Annotated in this window: 23 protein-coding genes; 8 read left to right on the forward strand and 15 right to left on the reverse strand. The window is 45.9% G+C overall.

Annotated elements, in window-relative coordinates:
- The first annotated feature begins 10 nt into the window (after window positions 1-10).
- Window positions 11-943: a 3'-5' exonuclease gene (locus AC9UG7_RS05795; protein ID WP_509585453.1), complete on the forward strand. Its 933-nt coding sequence runs from the start codon at window positions 11-13 to the stop codon at window positions 941-943.
- A gap of 2 nt (window positions 944-945) precedes the next feature.
- Here AC9UG7_RS05795 and AC9UG7_RS05800 read toward each other — a convergent pair whose 3' ends face one another.
- Complete coding sequence (locus tag AC9UG7_RS05800) at window positions 946-1,329, reverse strand: hypothetical protein (protein ID WP_509585456.1); 384 nt, start codon at window positions 1,327-1,329, stop codon at window positions 946-948.
- A gap of 98 nt (window positions 1,330-1,427) precedes the next feature.
- Here AC9UG7_RS05800 and AC9UG7_RS05805 point away from each other — a divergent pair, with 98 nt between their 5' ends.
- Window positions 1,428-1,754 (forward strand): hypothetical protein, encoded by a 327-nt coding sequence (locus AC9UG7_RS05805; protein ID WP_509585458.1) that lies wholly within the window; start codon window positions 1,428-1,430, stop codon window positions 1,752-1,754.
- A gap of 4 nt (window positions 1,755-1,758) precedes the next feature.
- On the opposite strand, the gene AC9UG7_RS05810 is transcribed toward AC9UG7_RS05805, so the two are convergent.
- Complete coding sequence (locus AC9UG7_RS05810; RefSeq protein ID WP_509585460.1) at window positions 1,759-2,127, reverse strand: MAPEG family protein; 369 nt, start codon at window positions 2,125-2,127, stop codon at window positions 1,759-1,761.
- An 8-nt stretch (window positions 2,128-2,135) separates the two neighbouring features.
- Window positions 2,136-2,585: a type II 3-dehydroquinate dehydratase gene (aroQ, locus tag AC9UG7_RS05815; protein WP_509585463.1), complete on the reverse strand. Its 450-nt coding sequence runs from the start codon at window positions 2,583-2,585 to the stop codon at window positions 2,136-2,138.
- Window positions 2,586-2,662: 77 nt separating this feature from the next.
- Between aroQ and AC9UG7_RS05820 the strand changes: the two genes are divergently transcribed.
- Together AC9UG7_RS05820 and AC9UG7_RS05825 are read left to right on the forward strand one after the other, a co-directional pair.
- Entirely contained in the window at window positions 2,663-3,349 is a 687-nt protein-coding gene (locus AC9UG7_RS05820) for a haloacid dehalogenase type II (protein WP_509585465.1), read from the forward strand.
- Window positions 3,350-3,386: 37 nt separating this feature from the next.
- On the forward strand, window positions 3,387-3,803 hold the full coding sequence (locus AC9UG7_RS05825) for a hypothetical protein (protein ID WP_509585468.1): 417 nt from the start codon (window positions 3,387-3,389) through the stop codon (window positions 3,801-3,803).
- Here the strand turns inward: AC9UG7_RS05825 and AC9UG7_RS05830 are convergent.
- From AC9UG7_RS05830 to AC9UG7_RS05870, 9 genes are all read right to left on the reverse strand, one after another.
- Complete coding sequence (locus AC9UG7_RS05830) at window positions 3,796-4,239, reverse strand: bactofilin family protein (RefSeq protein WP_509585471.1); 444 nt, start codon at window positions 4,237-4,239, stop codon at window positions 3,796-3,798. The genes AC9UG7_RS05825 and AC9UG7_RS05830 overlap by 8 nt on opposite strands.
- A 23-nt stretch (window positions 4,240-4,262) precedes the next feature.
- Window positions 4,263-4,835: a DUF4337 domain-containing protein gene (locus tag AC9UG7_RS05835; RefSeq protein WP_509585474.1), complete on the reverse strand. Its 573-nt coding sequence runs from the start codon at window positions 4,833-4,835 to the stop codon at window positions 4,263-4,265.
- A gap of 34 nt (window positions 4,836-4,869) precedes the next feature.
- The gene (locus tag AC9UG7_RS05840) at window positions 4,870-5,448 is read right to left on the reverse strand and encodes a DUF3299 domain-containing protein (RefSeq protein WP_509585477.1); all 579 of its coding nucleotides are present in this window, start codon (window positions 5,446-5,448) and stop codon (window positions 4,870-4,872) included.
- 13 nt (window positions 5,449-5,461) lie between these two features.
- The gene (locus AC9UG7_RS05845; protein ID WP_509585479.1) at window positions 5,462-6,760 is read right to left on the reverse strand and encodes an ABC transporter permease; all 1,299 of its coding nucleotides are present in this window, start codon (window positions 6,758-6,760) and stop codon (window positions 5,462-5,464) included.
- Window positions 6,757-7,449 (reverse strand): ATP-binding cassette domain-containing protein, encoded by a 693-nt coding sequence (locus tag AC9UG7_RS05850; RefSeq protein ID WP_509585482.1) that lies wholly within the window; start codon window positions 7,447-7,449, stop codon window positions 6,757-6,759. Before AC9UG7_RS05850 ends, AC9UG7_RS05845 begins: the two co-directional genes overlap by 4 nt.
- Before the next feature lie 24 nt (window positions 7,450-7,473).
- The gene (locus tag AC9UG7_RS05855) at window positions 7,474-8,460 is read right to left on the reverse strand and encodes an NAD(P)H-quinone oxidoreductase (RefSeq protein ID WP_509585485.1); all 987 of its coding nucleotides are present in this window, start codon (window positions 8,458-8,460) and stop codon (window positions 7,474-7,476) included.
- 44 nt (window positions 8,461-8,504) lie between these two features.
- A complete protein-coding gene (locus tag AC9UG7_RS05860; protein WP_509585488.1) occupies window positions 8,505-9,065 on the reverse strand; it encodes a YaeQ family protein in 561 nt (186 codons plus the stop codon).
- On the reverse strand, window positions 9,055-9,246 hold the full coding sequence (locus AC9UG7_RS05865; protein ID WP_509585490.1) for a hypothetical protein: 192 nt from the start codon (window positions 9,244-9,246) through the stop codon (window positions 9,055-9,057). Before AC9UG7_RS05865 ends, AC9UG7_RS05860 begins: the two co-directional genes overlap by 11 nt.
- A gap of 193 nt (window positions 9,247-9,439) precedes the next feature.
- Window positions 9,440-9,817, reverse strand: coding sequence for a bactofilin family protein (locus tag AC9UG7_RS05870; RefSeq protein WP_509585493.1), 378 nt, complete (start codon window positions 9,815-9,817; stop codon window positions 9,440-9,442).
- Window positions 9,818-10,095: 278 nt separating this feature from the next.
- Between AC9UG7_RS05870 and AC9UG7_RS05875 the strand changes: the two genes are divergently transcribed.
- The 3 genes from AC9UG7_RS05875 to AC9UG7_RS05885 all read left to right on the forward strand — a co-directional run bounded on the left by AC9UG7_RS05875 (window position 10,096) and on the right by AC9UG7_RS05885 (window position 12,450).
- Window positions 10,096-10,581: a hypothetical protein gene (locus tag AC9UG7_RS05875; protein ID WP_509585495.1), complete on the forward strand. Its 486-nt coding sequence runs from the start codon at window positions 10,096-10,098 to the stop codon at window positions 10,579-10,581.
- 17 nt (window positions 10,582-10,598) lie between these two features.
- Window positions 10,599-11,774 carry a zinc ribbon domain-containing protein gene (locus AC9UG7_RS05880; protein WP_509585497.1) on the forward strand — a complete coding sequence of 392 codons (1,176 nt, stop codon included), beginning with the start codon at window positions 10,599-10,601 and terminating at the stop codon, window positions 11,772-11,774.
- A 136-nt stretch (window positions 11,775-11,910) separates the two neighbouring features.
- Window positions 11,911-12,450 (forward strand): hypothetical protein, encoded by a 540-nt coding sequence (locus tag AC9UG7_RS05885; RefSeq protein ID WP_509585500.1) that lies wholly within the window; start codon window positions 11,911-11,913, stop codon window positions 12,448-12,450.
- Between the two features lie 11 nt (window positions 12,451-12,461).
- Here AC9UG7_RS05885 and AC9UG7_RS05890 read toward each other — a convergent pair whose 3' ends face one another.
- Both AC9UG7_RS05890 and AC9UG7_RS05895 read right to left on the reverse strand, forming a co-directional pair.
- A complete protein-coding gene (locus tag AC9UG7_RS05890; RefSeq protein ID WP_509585503.1) occupies window positions 12,462-13,802 on the reverse strand; it encodes an NAD(P)H-dependent oxidoreductase in 1,341 nt (446 codons plus the stop codon).
- Window positions 13,799-14,680, reverse strand: a complete 882-nt coding sequence (locus AC9UG7_RS05895; RefSeq protein WP_509585505.1) for a phytanoyl-CoA dioxygenase family protein — start codon at window positions 14,678-14,680, stop codon at window positions 13,799-13,801. Before AC9UG7_RS05895 ends, AC9UG7_RS05890 begins: the two co-directional genes overlap by 4 nt.
- A 126-nt stretch (window positions 14,681-14,806) precedes the next feature.
- Between AC9UG7_RS05895 and AC9UG7_RS05900 the strand changes: the two genes are divergently transcribed.
- Window positions 14,807-15,250 (forward strand): tetratricopeptide repeat protein, encoded by a 444-nt coding sequence (locus AC9UG7_RS05900; protein ID WP_509585508.1) that lies wholly within the window; start codon window positions 14,807-14,809, stop codon window positions 15,248-15,250.
- A 26-nt stretch (window positions 15,251-15,276) separates the two neighbouring features.
- On the opposite strand, the gene AC9UG7_RS05905 is transcribed toward AC9UG7_RS05900, so the two are convergent.
- Window positions 15,277-15,747, reverse strand: a complete 471-nt coding sequence (locus AC9UG7_RS05905; RefSeq protein WP_509585511.1) for an Lrp/AsnC family transcriptional regulator — start codon at window positions 15,745-15,747, stop codon at window positions 15,277-15,279.
- Window positions 15,748-15,855: the final 108 nt, after the last annotated feature.

Raw genomic sequence — 15,855 nt, forward strand, 5'->3', positions numbered from 1 at the left:
GAGCCATTTTATGAATTTACCTATTCCATCCGACCTTGAAGCCGCTGAAATGGCAATTCAACTTGAACAGCACCCCGGATACCGAGTGTTGCGCAGACTGGTTCCGCGCAAAACATTTCAAGCCTCAGAAACCGGTCGATCTTTGCTTAAAGGTGTAGTTCTGGATACCGAAACCACAGGGCTGAATGCTGACAATGACAAGTTAATAGAACTGGGCATGGTGTTCTTCGATTTTGATCCTCAATCAGGCACCCTACACAATGTATTGTCAGTTTTTGATGAACTCGAAGACCCAGGCATTCCCATTCCTCCTGAGACCACGGCAATTCACCATATTACTGATGACATGGTTCGTGGTAAACGCATTGACGACAAGGCGGTAGAAACCTTGTTAAAAGATGTATCAGTCGTTATCGCTCATAACGCTTCCTTTGACCGTCCGTTCGTTGAAAACCGTTGGCCAGTGTTTGAAACCAAGCAATGGGCTTGCAGTATCAGGGACATAGATTGGAAAGCTGAGGGGATGGGCTCCGCTAAGTTGGAGTACCTGTTACAAACATTGGGTATTTTTTATGATGCACACCGTGCAGAAACAGATTGCTGGGCTCTGCTTGAATTGCTCAACGCAGTGCTTCCTCAAAGCCAGCAACCCGCTTTATTGCGAATACTTGAGACCTTGAACCAACCGCAATTTCGCCTGTACGCCATAGGTTCTCCTTTTGATAGCAAGGACGTGTTGAAAGCAAGGGGGTATCGATGGGACCCAGACAAACGTTGTTGGCACCGAAATGTATCCAGCGAAAAGACCTTGGAAGAAGAAATTGATTGGCTCAAACGCAAGGTCTACACCATAAAGAAAAATAATATGGTGCATATTGAGTCCTTGGGTGGCACAGTGAGATATTCAACACGCCAAGGTGAACTGGCGATCAGAGAGATTTGATCTCAGTAACTCACCACCTGCCAAGGCATAAGGCAGCTTGGTACCACGGGATAGTACTGCTGACTAACTGGACAAAAATAAGCTAATCTGGGCGGGTTGTAAGTGACTACAGGCGGATACACATACACCGCCGTGGCAGGTGGATTAGCTAGCGAATTGGCAATATAAAAACTGGAGCCTAAGACCGCAGCAGCAGCCAGCGGTGTCCAACCCCATTCTCTATGGTGATGGTGATACCCACCACCGTGGTAACCCCCTCTTCCTTCATGAGCAGAATATCTATCCCCATAGCCAGGACGGGAAGACCAACGGCCTGTGTCGGCCATGACACTGTGAGCGGAAAATATTAAGATCATCACAATTGCAGGCAGAAAGCGGTTCTTCATCTGTTTCTCCTTAGTGTGTAGTCCTGATGCAGTTTGCCTTTCAATTAACGCCTGCAATCAATGAATGGATGACAGCCACATCGCATAAGATATCTCGAATGAACAAAGTTTTACCAGTATTGAGTTTTTGCCTAGCGTCCGCGCTGTCCGTCGCATTTGCACAGGCCTATGATTACCCTAATGTGCACTTGCATGACCTACCCGGGCCACTTCAAGAGGCCTACAGAAACGAAAAACCCAATCTTGGTGACATTGGCCGCTGCGTGGTCAGCTATGACAGCAGCACGGACCAAGAAAAAATGATTTTTACCTGCTCCATTTACGTCAAAATGTCCGCTGTTGCGGAACGTAAAGCCATGGAACGTTGCGAACAAATGAAAGATAAGCGCCGCATCAAAGGGCCATGTCGCGTTATCAAAGAATAATGCTTCAGCGAATCAATAATTGAACATATATAGCAATGCAACTGGCATAGCCTGTGATCCAACACAATGTTCTGAATGAAGCCACGTTGAATAAATAAGCCAAAAGATAAAGCATTCTGGCGCCCACGAAAATCACACAATAACGGTCAAGCACAGTTGGCTCTAATTGCAACACCAGACCCAGTACTACTGCAACCGCAAAAAATGGAAAGGCCTCAAACGCATTGTGCTGGGCAGCGTTAGCTCTTGATCGAAAACCTGTTTGGCGTGCCAACCATTCACGGGGTTGCTGGTTATTGAATTCCTTAAAACCCCATTTGGCAATGGCAGTGCTACAAATTGGCAACACACCTGCAATCAGTAATGAAGCCACAGGGATATTCAAGATGCACTACCCACTAACCCTTGAATGGCCAGTGCATATCCTTGGATACCTAAGCCCACCACTATGCCTTTTGCGACGGGTGATACATAGGAATGATGGCGGAACGCCTCACGCGCGTGAACATTAGAAATATGTATTTCAACCACTGGCAAACCAGTGCCTTTGATGGCGTCATGCAAAGCCACTGAAGTGTGCGTAAAAGCGCCAGGATTGAATACCGCGCCCATGGCCAAACCATCGCGGTGTAGTTGACCATATTCGTGCAACTTATCTATCAATTCGCCTTCATGATTGCTTTGAAAGCATTCGATTTCGTGACCGAGCGATTTGGCGGTCAGCTCACACAATTGCTGAACATCAGTCAAAGTCGCGTGACCATATTGCTCAGGCTCACGGGAACCAAGCAAATTTAAATTCGGGCCATTCAGGACAAGGATTTTCATCAAATGAGTATACGATGAGGACGCACAGCCACAGCCCAACACACTGTTTGGCCAGTTAAGACCGGAGCAAAGGAGTACATATGATTCGACTGGTGGTTTTTGACGCGTACGGAACGCTTTTTGATGTGTATTGCGTCAGTGAAATGGCTGAATCGGTGTTTCCTGGTCAAGGCGCGGCCCTGTCTGTCTTGTGGCGTGATAAGCAAATTGAATACAGTCGTTTGATCTCAATGAGTGACCCACTCAATCCCACAGGAAGCCGGCATTACCAGTCATTTTGGGATTTGACCCGACTGGCATTGCAATACAGTTGCCAAAGATTGAAGTTGGAGTTAACGCCGTCCATACAAAAGCTATTGATGGATCAATACTCTCAACTCAAGGCATTTCCTGAAAACTTAGAAGTTTTGCAAAGCCTTAAACAATCGGGAATGCGTTGCGCCATTCTTTCGAACGGCAGTCCAGACATGCTGAAATCAGCAATTACCAGTGCAGGCATGACGGGTTTGATTGACAAAGTTTTGTCCGTGGATGAAGTCAGGCACTTTAAAACTTCACCTCAAAGTTATGGCTTGGTGGCCGACCACTATCCCAACGACATCAGGGAAGTCTTGTTTGTTTCAAGCAACAGTTGGGATGCACTCGGAGCTACTTGGTTCGGCTTTAAAACTTTTTGGGTCAATCGACAAGGACTGCCTTTTGAAACGCTGGGGCCTCGCCCCAGTTACAGCGGTAACAACCTCAAGGATATTCTTGAGTTGATATAAAGCAACTCTATTAAAATTCAGAGCTATGCCAAGACGTATGTTGAACGCCTTGCCCGCACTGATTGGGCTGACATTAGGACTGTTTTTATCACCCCATGTTGAAGCGATGGGGTGGTTTTCCGATGAACCTGCACTGCGTCAGACAGAGTTAACGCCTGCGGAGCTTAAACAATTATCGATTCAATCGGGATGGTCTAACGATGATCCGGGACTGATGATGTTTGAAGTCAAGAATCAACTAAGTGGCCCTATTTTTTGCACTGGTGCCAATTTTGAATTCAAAGACGGTAAAAAGCGCTCACAAACCTTCGACCCGAAACTCTACATACCTTCTAAAAGCGTCAGAAGAACTGCGATTCGTGGCATAGAAAAAAAGGATGTGAAAAGCTTCGGGTTCAGCTGCCTTTGCATGAAAGCATCAGCAGATGGACCCTGTGAAAACGCTTTTAAGTAGCTGCGTCTTTGTTAGCTGGGTTCGCAACGTTTACTGCCACATTGGTAACCACGGGTTTAGATTGATTCATAGCTGATGGGCTGTTTGCTGGGTAAACAGGTGCAGCACCCACTTGTTGCATTTCACCTCGGAATTCTCCGCCACGCTCGATCTGAATTTGGGAGTATTCAAGTTTGCCTGAGACTTTACCGGTCGCACGAATGTGCAAGTGGTCTCGGCAATGAATCACTTGATGTAATTCGCCCTCAACCTCAATACTGCGCGCAGTAACTTTACCGGTGATCTTTCCAGATTGACCGATAAATATTTCTTCCGCGGTCAATTCACCATCGACAGTTCCGTAAATAGTGGCTTTCTTGGGGACATTTAAAGTTCCCTTGAATGTGACGCCATTACCGATCACGAGGTTGTTAGATTGATCCATGTTGGTTGCCATAAGCGTCTTTCAATCAAGAATGTTCAGAAAAAGAGAAAATAACCATTGAATGTGCAAACCGTTCCAACGATACCCAAAAACAAAGCCAAAGAGGCCATAATTCGTCTACCTGTAATGATAGCAACAGAGGTGAGCACAATGGCTAGCTGTAAAAGTCCTTCAGCATAATCAAACCAAGGATCCTTTTTCAAGGCCAAGTCACGTAACTGCTCGAACTCCTTAGCCTTGATCATCAGTTCTTTTTTACCTTCACCAGTGTCAGGCTCGGATTCGTACCGCTCTAGGTTTTTCTTATAAGCTGACAATTTGGCTTGTAGCAATTCTTTTGTAGCGGCATTCAATTTATCAGATGTAAGTTGTATTTCTAATTCTTCAGCAGCGACTTTGTATTGTGTTTGTTTGATGCTTTTGGCTTGGTAAAAAGAATACATGTTTGAAGCCAATATATTGTTCATGGTTGCATCTTTTCCGGTATTGCTTCCGCCCAGATTATTGATGGCTAAAACCATGGCCAATACAGAAACCAACAACGCACAATAAGTTTTAAAAGGGTTGTTTGCGGCCTCGGCCAATTCAGTGGGATCGGTATTTTCCATTGTGCTCAAAGTTACAAGAATTACCTATTGTAGGTCAGCGCTTGGCAGGCTTGGTTTCATATGGTGCAATGGTGACAGCCTCCAGCATGTAACCGCTGACACCTTGAGATGTGCTGATACGCCCCTCCTTTAATTCGCCTTCTACCCACAATACGTCCATAGACTCCGGCATTTTCTTTATCTTGCTTTGCGCAGTAGGCCGTACCAACACGATTTGATTGGCGGGAGGTGGCGGGGTGTGAATACATGCGCCGAAATAAGGCACAAGTAAAAATTCGCGTTTATCGGATCTTTCTGCATCCAGTGGAACCGCATAACCTGGGATACGAATTTTTTTATTCAGCTGTGCTTTGACTATGGGCGCCTCATCCAATTTTTTACGTACGGCATTCATGGCCTTGTTGGCTTCGTCGCTGGTGTCCTGCATGTATGAAAGTTTGCTCAACGCGGCCATTTCTTTGGACATTTCCTTCACCCAGGGATCAGGCATCAAATCATTCCATTCAATGGTTTTATACCCCTCAGTCTCTGCTAATGCATGGTGGGTAATGGTCAAGCCAGCCAAAGCAAAACATATGTGGCGGCGCTGAAGCAGAAAGTTATTTGTAAACATATCAATTTCCAAACTACACAGAAGGTGGATGCAATCCATCTATCAACGACAAGCTGTAGGCTCGCCAAGCGGGTAACAAACTTGCCAACACGGATACGACAAACAATGCACCCATGCTGAACAAAGATTGTGAACTTGGCAAACCAGGTTGAACCACTACCCCATAACCGGTTCGCAACATGTCTTGTGAGAACACAATCAAAAACTGACTGATGACGTAGCCCATGACTATACCGATGAAACACACCATCACAGATTCAATCAACACAAAACCCATCAAGGCGCGAGGAGCAGCTCCCATGGCACGAAGTATGGCCAACTCTTTTCGACGCCCACTCATTGCAACCAGCAATACCGCTGCCACACTCAACATAGCACTGACTGACACCATGGCACCAATCACGACCATGCTGTTTTCAACGATTTTCACTACTTGCCACAATTCATCCAAGGCCACACCTGGAAGAATAGCCATCAACGGATCGCGGCTAAGACTTTCAATTTTTCGTTTGACAGAAAACACGTCAGCACGGTTATGTAGACCAACCCAAACAGCTGACAAATTGACAGGCTGCAATTCTTTAGCAGAGGCGGGTTCGGGCAATGAAGCTGCAGCAGATTTCAGAGCCTTGGGTGAAATACCCATGCCCCATCCCTGGTGCATCGATTCAAACCCTTCCAAATTCATCAATACACTTCTGTCAATAGGAGCACCAGTCGCTTTGAGAATCCCCACCACCACCAGGGGATGATCATCATGATCGGTATCTTCAGGGCCACCACCAGCACCATGCGTCAGAATAAGTTTATCCCCCATCTTGTGAGCAAAATGGCCAGCGACTTCTGCACCCAACACGACTTCAGTTACAGCCTCAGGATCTTCAAATGGGTTTCCAAATGCTCGGCCTTGTCCCCATTCAACACTTTTCCCTTGGCTTTTAAATTCAGTAAATAGGGTGGAAGTGGTACCCATCACAGGGTAACCCTTGTAAGTGTCGCCCAGCTGTATGGGCACTGCCCAACGAACTTGGGGCATACGTTGAATTTCAGCCAAGCCATGGATACCCATGTTTTTACTTGGATGACCGATTTGAAAAACGCTGTAGAGCATCAATTCAGTCGCGCTGCCTCTGGGGCCAACAATCAAATCAACCCCACTCACCGCATTTGAAAAACTGCGCTTGGCATCCTCTCGCAATTGTTGAACACCAAGCAAAATCAAGACGGAAACACTGACAGACACAGTCACCAATACCAATGCAAAACGACGTGACCAGGCACTATGCCATGCCAATGACAACCAGAGATTCATACAGTTACACCAGATGTCATATGAAATACCTGGTCAAATCTATTGGCAAGCCTTGGGTTATGGCTGACCATCACGACGCTGGCCTGCTGTCGCTCTGCTGTTTTAAGAAGAAGGTCGATAAATTCCAATTGATTGCTTTCATCTAGCGCTGAAGTGGGTTCGTCGGCTATCAATAATTGGGGGGCACCCATGAGCGCACGAACAGCTGCAACGCGTTGTTGCTGGCCTACTGACAATGTATGCACGGATTGTTGCCACAAGTTTTTATTCAAACCCAGTGCCGAAGCCAGTGAATTGGCCTGATTCATGGGGCTGCCCCATTCAAGCGTGGCAGCCGCAACGCGACTAGGAAATAAACGGGTGGGGAGTAAAGCATTCGATGCCACATTCAAGTAAGTCAGTAAATTGAATTGTTGAAAAATAACTCCGATTTTCTCCCCACGCAACGCATCGCGTTGAACTGAACCGAGTTTGCTCATGTCCTGGCCGAGCACTTCACACACCCCAGATTGCACCTGCAAAACACCTGATAGCAAGGAGAGCAATGTACTTTTTCCGCATCCACTGGGACCTTGAATAAATAAATGCTTGCCCTGGGGCAACTCCAATTTGTCAATGAAAAACAAAGGGGGTTGATTTGCCCATGCATGTGTCAAGAGGCTTAGCCTTAATGCGTAAGAGTTCATCATGTGAATTAATCAAAGAGCAAAGAATCAATCACCGGCGACTTGCAACATGATTTTTCCAATATGAGCTGAAGATTCCATCAATACATGCGCATTAACCACGTCCGCTAGTTCAAATACTTGGTGAATCACGGGAAGGCATTTCCCCTGCTCTAGCAATGGCCACACCGTGATTTTCAACTCATTTGCCATCTGAGCCTTATCTGTTGCTGTGCGAGGACGTAAGGTGGAACCAGTGAAAGTCAACCGCTTGACCATCAACCCTATCCAATCAACCTCTGTTTTGGAAGGTTGCAAGAAAGCGATTTGAACCAGCCTACCGTCTAAAGCCAAGGTTTTTAAATTACGCTGCATATAGTCACCACCGACCATATCAAGAATCATGTTGACGCCATTCTGATCGCTTGCTTTCAAAGACTCTTCAACAAAGTCTTGTGTGTGGTAATTGATCGCCACATCCGCACCCGCATTTAAACAAGCACTTACCTTGTGATCATTTCCAACAGTGCAAAATACTTTTGCCCCAAATGCTTTTGCCAGTTGTATGGCGGTCAAGCCGATGCCTGAAGAACCGCCGTGTACCAGAAAAGTTTCACCGCTTTGCAAACGACCCCGTTGAAATACATTGGTCCATACAGTGAAATAGTTTTCCGGCAATGCAGCTGCCTGTAACAGGCTGAGTCCCTTGGGAACTGGCAAAACCTGTCCTTGAGGAATTGACACGTACTCAGCGTAAGCGCCGCCATTCGCCAAACCGCAAACTGCATCACCTATTTGCCATTGGGTCACACCCTCGCCCATGCCAACGATATGTCCAGAAGCCTCTAAGCCCAAAATAGGCGATGCGTCAGCAGGTGGTGGATAGCGTCCGCTTCGTTGCAAACAATCAGGTCGATTAACGCCAGCGTAAGCCACCTTGATGAGTACCTCTCTGGCAGAAGGATGAGGTACAGGTGTTTCACCCAGGTGCATCACATCAGGTGAACCACCAGAACCATGGCTTATGAATTTCATCATTGTCGTCATCTATTTACCCTTTAGTGATTGCGTCTAAATAATCAAAGCCACTGGATGGTTTCAAAATTAACGCTTCCCAAATTACTGCTGAGAGTCAATCCGCCCTCTTGAATAGTTGCCTGCAATTGCATGCTGCGCTCAGCCATGGCGGCCATGCCTTGAGATGCTTCATGCGGAATTCGAAAGACGGCCAATTTTTTCTGACGTTGTAATTTATTTTCTATGCTCTTCCACCAAATGTCAGCAGATGATGAAAAGGCATAAACCAATACTTGATCAGACTTGCTGCCAGCACGTTGCAAGGTTTTATCGTCAGGTTGTCCGACTTCAATCCAAAGTTTTTTTCGACCAGTGAAATCGGTAAGTGAAACATCAGGGTCATCCGGATCAGACAACCCTGCGCCAAAGGCCAAAACGCCATCGCCGTTACAAATATTTTGCAGTTGGAAAGCATTCAGTGAGAGTGCAACCAACCGTACCATCATACGTTCGTCAGTTTCGCTGGGATGCCTGGCTAATGTGAGGGAGTGATCCGCGTAATATGCATTATCAATATCAGCAATTTGTAACTGAGCTTTGAAAACTGTCGATTTAAGAGCCATGACGCATCATAGTCGCCATGTCGCTAAAAAAATCAGGCTTTAACGGCCCTGAAACCGGAATAAAGACGGGAAACAGGCCGGCTTTTTTGTTCTGCTTCTTGCGCCAGTTGTGTTCGGATTCTTTCGAATGTATTTCTGATAGGTGTGTGTTCAGAGGGAACATACTGATATCGGTAGTCAATTTCGGCAGTGAGCCGATCTGTTTGTACTTGAGTTGACTTATTCATACGAGTTTCCGTTAACAATCGTATAGTTGTTAACGAATGAAACTGCATGGAGGATGACAAAAGTCTTTGAAAAAAACCAAAAAATTTTGATTTATTGTAAATTGATTCAAAAAAGAATACTTTAATTTGTTTTTTTAAGTAATATTATCAGCTATTGTGATTGATAGCTTCATCGCTGCTAACGGGGATGACAGGCGGATGTTGAGTCATGTTGCCTTGAAATTGTCCGCCCTTCTCTATTTCAATATCCGCATAATTGAGTTGCCCATTAACGTTGCCATGCGTGTGAATAAGAATATGTTCATGGCATATGATTTTCTCTGATAAAACGCCATGTACATCTATGGTCTTTGCTTCTATAAAGCCTGCTACATTGCCATTGAGGCCTATTTGCAGATCATGAACTTTGATTTCCCCTGTGATGGAACCGTGGATACTGGCCAGTCCAGGCGCGTAAATAGAACCGTTAAAAGTAACACCTTCTCCCACAAACAATATATTATTTTCAGAAAGCTGATCTGTCATACATATCCTTGAGTTGGGTATAGCATTTGTAAAAAAGAATAAATTTTAACCCAAATTAATCAAGAATAAATTTTAAGGTATTCAATTATTTGAATAGTAAATCTTTTTTTATTACAAGATTTCAGTCGATATTATCAATTCATAAAAGCAATCTCCCTCAAGTCGGGGCATCATCATCCGATCCACTTGGTACAAGAGTTGCGTGCAACCCATCGCCAATATTGAATTTTTTGATATCCATGACAAATTTGAATAAATTATTCGCATTGACTTTATTGATGACCATCATCAATGTGCCAATGTATTTTTATTCCAAGACACTGGTTAAATCATCAGTGACTCATGGAGAGTTGATCACTTCAGACCAGGGCAGTGACCATGAAAAAACAGCACATGGAGATCAGTCCAGTGATCACTCGTCTAAAGAAGATCAATTAAAAACTGATACAGATGAGAAAAATCAAGTCAATCAAGACATGGCAATGGAAGAAAAGCCGGGCCGTTTCCAACCCTTAGCTAATTTGTACAGACCGCCGTTGTACGGAAAATGCAAAAAATTGTTTGAAAGATTCAATCGAAAAACCTTTCCGGATAAGCCATACAAAGCCTTTGTCTACAGTTTCGACGGCGAATCGGCCTATTGTGCAGATGCTTACACAGACAAAGGACAGCAAGAGGCTGAACAAATTGTGATCAGGGATTGCGAAGAACACCAGGCTGGCTCAGGTAAATACTCTCCGTGCCGAATTTATTCATCTGAATGAAAAACACAGGTATCAAAATGGATTGCTTAGCTTGCGGAAAACCCATCTCTATCACTGCCAAGTTTTGTGGCAAGTGTGGCGCGCCGTTTAAGCGCGACGAACCACCAATTGCAGCGGAGCCGGCCATTCCAACGGTTGAAGCAACGCCAACTTCAGTTCAACAGAGTGCGTTGAATGAAAGCGAAGTTGTAAGCGAAATCAAGTCAAGCAACGCTGTGGATGAATTGGTATTTACCATTGAACTTCCTAAGCCATCAGCTGAACACAACACCATATTAAATATTGATTTAAATTTACCTCCACAACAGTTACCTGTTTCAGACAAGCGCATTGATCAATTGGTTACACCGGTTATCAAGACTGAAGATTCGCAATCAACAAGCCAACATGATGCAACAACCAAATGGGTGGCTCAATGGGAAGCGGATCAAGACACTATCAAAAGTTTGCTTGAAAAGCACTCGCACCTGCTTGACTTCATTTCCTTATCAGCGCAACAACAAGCTTACCTGCAATCACAACCCAATCCCGTTGAGCCATTGCTAAAAGAGGTCATTGAACAACAATCGAAAATCGATTCCAAATTGGATTTGTTAAATCAATATGCCAAGGAACCAGCTGCGCATGTTGAAGTCAAAATGCCAGATGAATTCAAACTTTTGCTGGAAAAACAAAAAATTGAATTGCAAAAGTTTTTCAGTCAAAACATTGCGCAAAACTCCTCCAATATAGAAGCAGTCACGATTCAAACTATCAGCAAAATTGAGTCCATGCTGGCATCGAATGCCACTGTGACAGAGAACTTAGAAAAAAGTTTGGCCCCAATGGCTCAAATGGTTAATGATTTAAAAACCAGATTACAAGCCATATCAAAAAAGATAGATGAGTCAGCTGCTCAAACAAAAAAATCTGCATCCTCCAATGCCGGCGACAGTACTGAAGGCAGTGGTGGTTTCATCATTTTCATCATAGGTTTGATGTGCGGATTGACCGTGGTGTTGAGTTCATTGGCCATATATAACTTTCTCAGCCATGAATCAGCCTCTCCCAGCAAAACAGCTCAAGAACAGTCAGATACCGAACATGACAAAACGCCAGCCAAAGAGGGACACGATAGCGCCGATTCAAATCATCCTGCTGCAGCCCATGAGAGTCCAGCAGCAGGCAGTCAAGCCAAAGAAAAAACCCATTGAACCTGATGCATATTGAAAGTCATACATGATCTGCACCAGCTGTTATTTCATCAACCCTAGCGAAAACGTTTTTTGCCAAAACTGCGGGTCACATTTGCCCCATGTACAAAGCCAAAAACCCAGTATTTCGCCCTTGGTGTTGGCCAACACTTTAGACAACAGTTCACTGCTGATTTCTCGTGGACCATGGCAGATGCGGATGGATTTGTTAACTCCCTTTTTATGGGTGGCAATAGCCGTATTTGTTGTGACGCTGAACAATATCTACGCACTTAGCATTTTGGGAATTGGACTTGCTTTTGCTCTGTACAAGTCCCATGACACACGCCAAATTATTCAGCAGACCATACCAGTTGAATTAATCAACAAAACAATCATTGCCTATGGGCCGGCAAACACCAGCAGTCGCTTTTCTTTACCGACGGGTGTGTTGTATTTGCTGTCGGACGGCCTGTATTTCAAATCATTTGACAGTAATGAAGAAATTTCTTTCATTCATATAGAAATTTCATTCACCGACACAGCTGTTCGCAAGGGAGGGGTATCCATCTTTCCACATTGGCATGAGATTGAAATGAACAATGGCATGAGGGAGCGCTTTACCTTCACAGTGCAAAACGGTGGTGAATGGATGTTGTTGATGACAGTGCTGCGAAGCGAATTGAGTAAACGTTGAAACTCCAGAGGTTAATGCTTGAACAAAGTTTCCATCTCCCTACGCAATTTAAAAGCTGGCAAAGATATGTCCATGTCAACATCATCCCAGCACAGGGACTGCCCTTTTTTGACATCACGTACCAATTTGACTTGGTGAGCCAGTCCAAGCGGCAAACCGCCTATGCGAGCAGAGGTTTGTGCAGGCAATAATTTTCCCCACACCGTGTAACCGCCCTCGCCATCTAAGATTTCACCTGCGTTTAAGTCACGTTTTGCTGTAGCCACAACATCAGCATGCCAGCCTTGTGCCACACCTGTTGCTTCGCCGCGCAATGCCACACTGGCCACCGACATGCCCACTTCCAAGCCAATCAAGTGCCAGCGTTTGTACAAAGTGAAATAGCGGCCCGAGGGATCGGTATGCGCGTTGTACTCCTCGAAACAGTGTTTGATGTAATCAGTTTCGGCCTCTACCGTGACCCAGACACCCATTCGAATGTCATAAGGAATCACACGCCCATCTGCCTCCAGCGAAGAAATCACCTCTACCATGCCTTTGCGTTCCAGCACGCCACCTTCGCTTTGCGGCCGGGTCACAAAAGGAATGTCCTCCACACTGGCTGGTGGATACAACAATCCGTTAGACGGTACATGCAGGCCAGTGGCATTGGCCACTGCCGTGCATTCAATGGAAGGTTTGGAACCATCCAAAAAACTATTGAACATCTTGGGATTTAAACCGCCTCGTGCGGCTTGTTCAGGTGTCAAACCGTAATTGCCCCAGACTGTGTCGGGTGTGGATTCACTGAAATGCGGCAGCCATTTGTGGCCACGGCCCGCCGCAGTGACCGGGAAGCCACAAGTGCGCGCCCAATCCACGAGATCGCAAATGAGAGCGGGCTGATCCCCAAAAGCGAGTGAATAAACCAAGCCTGCTTCAGCAGCCCTGCGCGCCAGCAGAGGGCCGCAAAATGCATCTGCCTCGACGGTGACATTCACCACATGTTTGCCGTGCGCAAACGCAGCCAGACAATGCTCCACAGCAGCGATAGGGTTTCCGGTGCATTCAACCACCACATCTACCAACGGGTGCGAAACCAACGCCTGCCAATCCTGGGTCAACCAAGTCAGGCCATGCTTGAGTGCGTCGTCAAGGCTTTTGGCCGACGATTGATGCACAGGCCAGCCAACACGCGCCAGATTGGTCCGCGCGTTATCGATAGATAAATCTGCAATACCCATCAGGTGGACACCTGGGGTACGGGGTACTTGTGCCAAATACATGGCGCCGAACTTGCCGGCACCGATCAACACCACACGTATGGGATTGTTTTGAGCAGCACGCTGCTGCAATTGTTGGTAAAGACTCATGCCGCGTTTTTTGTCTGATCTAAGGGTACATCAGTTGTTACAAGCGCACTGGCGGGCAGGCCCTTGGTCCAAGGTAAATCAACTGGGTAAGACTTGGTCAGGCAATCGTCCGGCAAACATTCGATCGGGGTGAAATCACGGTGCGCAATGAACTCGGGACGCTTGTGACGACGAATATGGTTGGATACCGCACAAAGGCTGAGGTAAACACTGACGCGGTTCCAAGGGGAGAGGTTGCTGGCCGATGCATGCACTAAGCAACTGTGGAACAAAATCATGGAGCCTGCCGGCCCGGTTGGACTGACGATGCCGCCCTGCTTACCGCCGGCACGGTCTACCAGTTGAGTAATCAAGTCGTTATCTACGGTCCATAGCGGATAGCTGGTGGTGGTCAAGTCATGCTTGGCATCAATCACGCCCTTTTTGTGACTACCTGGAATGAACATCAGCGGACCGTTGAATTCATTGACGTCGTCCAGAAAAATAGCCACGTTCATGGCACGTTCAGTAGGCATCATGTCGTCGTTCAACCACGTGCCGTAATCTTGGTGCCATTGCCAGACATCACCCTCAAAGGCCATCTTGCCATTGATCTTGAATTGGTGCATGTAAAGCTTTTCGCCAAGCAAATCCTCGACCGGTTCGATCATGCGCGGATGGCGAGCCAATTTGGCAAAGGGTTCTGAATACATATGGGCCGCGAAATTGGTGCGTACAGCGTCTTTGCCTTTTTCGCGTACGTTGAAAGCTTCACGACGGCTGTATAAATTCGGCACTTCATCCACCAAGGTAGTGGTTTCCTCCGGTGTGAACAAACCAGGAAAAAATAAATAGCCTTCTCGGTCAAATTTTGCGTGCTGTTCGGGTGTGAGTTTCATGAGGCGGTTCTCCTTTTCAACATTCTTTATCGGTCTTCTAATTATCCTTCATGGCGCCAGGGCATGTGGCCGTTCCCAAGATTATCCGCATAATATGAATTTCAACCATTTTGAATTTCATCAACCATGAACAAATATTTTCTCTTTTGCATATTGATCTGCTTTCAGTGTGGCCCGCTTCAAGCGGCCGACATTTCTGGCCCCTCAGAGCCCGGTTCAGATCTGGCCGCTGCCAAATCACAGATTCAAAAAAAGGAATGGTCCTCGGCTATTTCTACACTGGAAAAATTTGTCAAAGCAAACCCTAACGATGCAGACGGGTTTAATTTACTTGGGTACAGCCTGCGTAATGCCAAACGCTACCCTGAAGCGATTTTTAATTACAAAGAAGCTTTGCGTATTGATCCCTTGCACCGTGGCGCACATGAATACTTGGGTGTGGCCTATATTCAAAACAAAGAGGTCGCCAAAGCCAAAGACCTACTGGTTTCATTAGAAAAAATTTGTGGGGTGCAGTGTGAGGAGTATCAGGACTTGAAAAAAGCTATTGGCAAAGCAGAAAAGAAATAAATCACGCGACGCATGCACTGCCCATTTCAGTTATTTTTTCTGAGGGGCAATGCTGTTTTATAACGGACCTGCTTCAAAGCAAAACTGCTGCGTATTTTTTCAACCCCTGGTATGGGGGTGAGTTGCTCCAAAATAAATTTCTCCAGCGCCGCCATATCAGCAATCGCAACGCGTATGAGGTAGTCTGAGTCACCGGTCATCAAATAACACTCCATCACCTCGTCGTGCTCGGCGATGCGCTGCTCGAATTCCGCCAATCCTGACTTAGATTGTTCTTTCAAACTGATAGATATGAATACGTTCAACCCTAACCCCAAGGCTTGCGGTTGAGTCAGCGCCACGTAACGTTGAATCACGCCAGCTGCCTCCAGCGCCTTGACCCTTTGCAAACAAGGGGACGGCGACAAATGGACGCGCTTGGCAAGTTCAACATTGGTCAAGGAAGAATCCTCCTGCAATTGGGCTAATATTTTGTAATCTACCGCATCCAAAAGCATAAATCACCTTAATAATATTAATTTTAAGTATTTTATGCTATTTAACCTCCTAACTTCATGCTTTTTCGATAGCCTATTTCACTCTGTATTCTTTATATTAAATTGCAA

The organism is Limnohabitans sp., from assembly GCF_046052765.1.
Taxonomy (GTDB): domain Bacteria; phylum Pseudomonadota; class Gammaproteobacteria; order Burkholderiales; family Burkholderiaceae_C; genus Limnohabitans.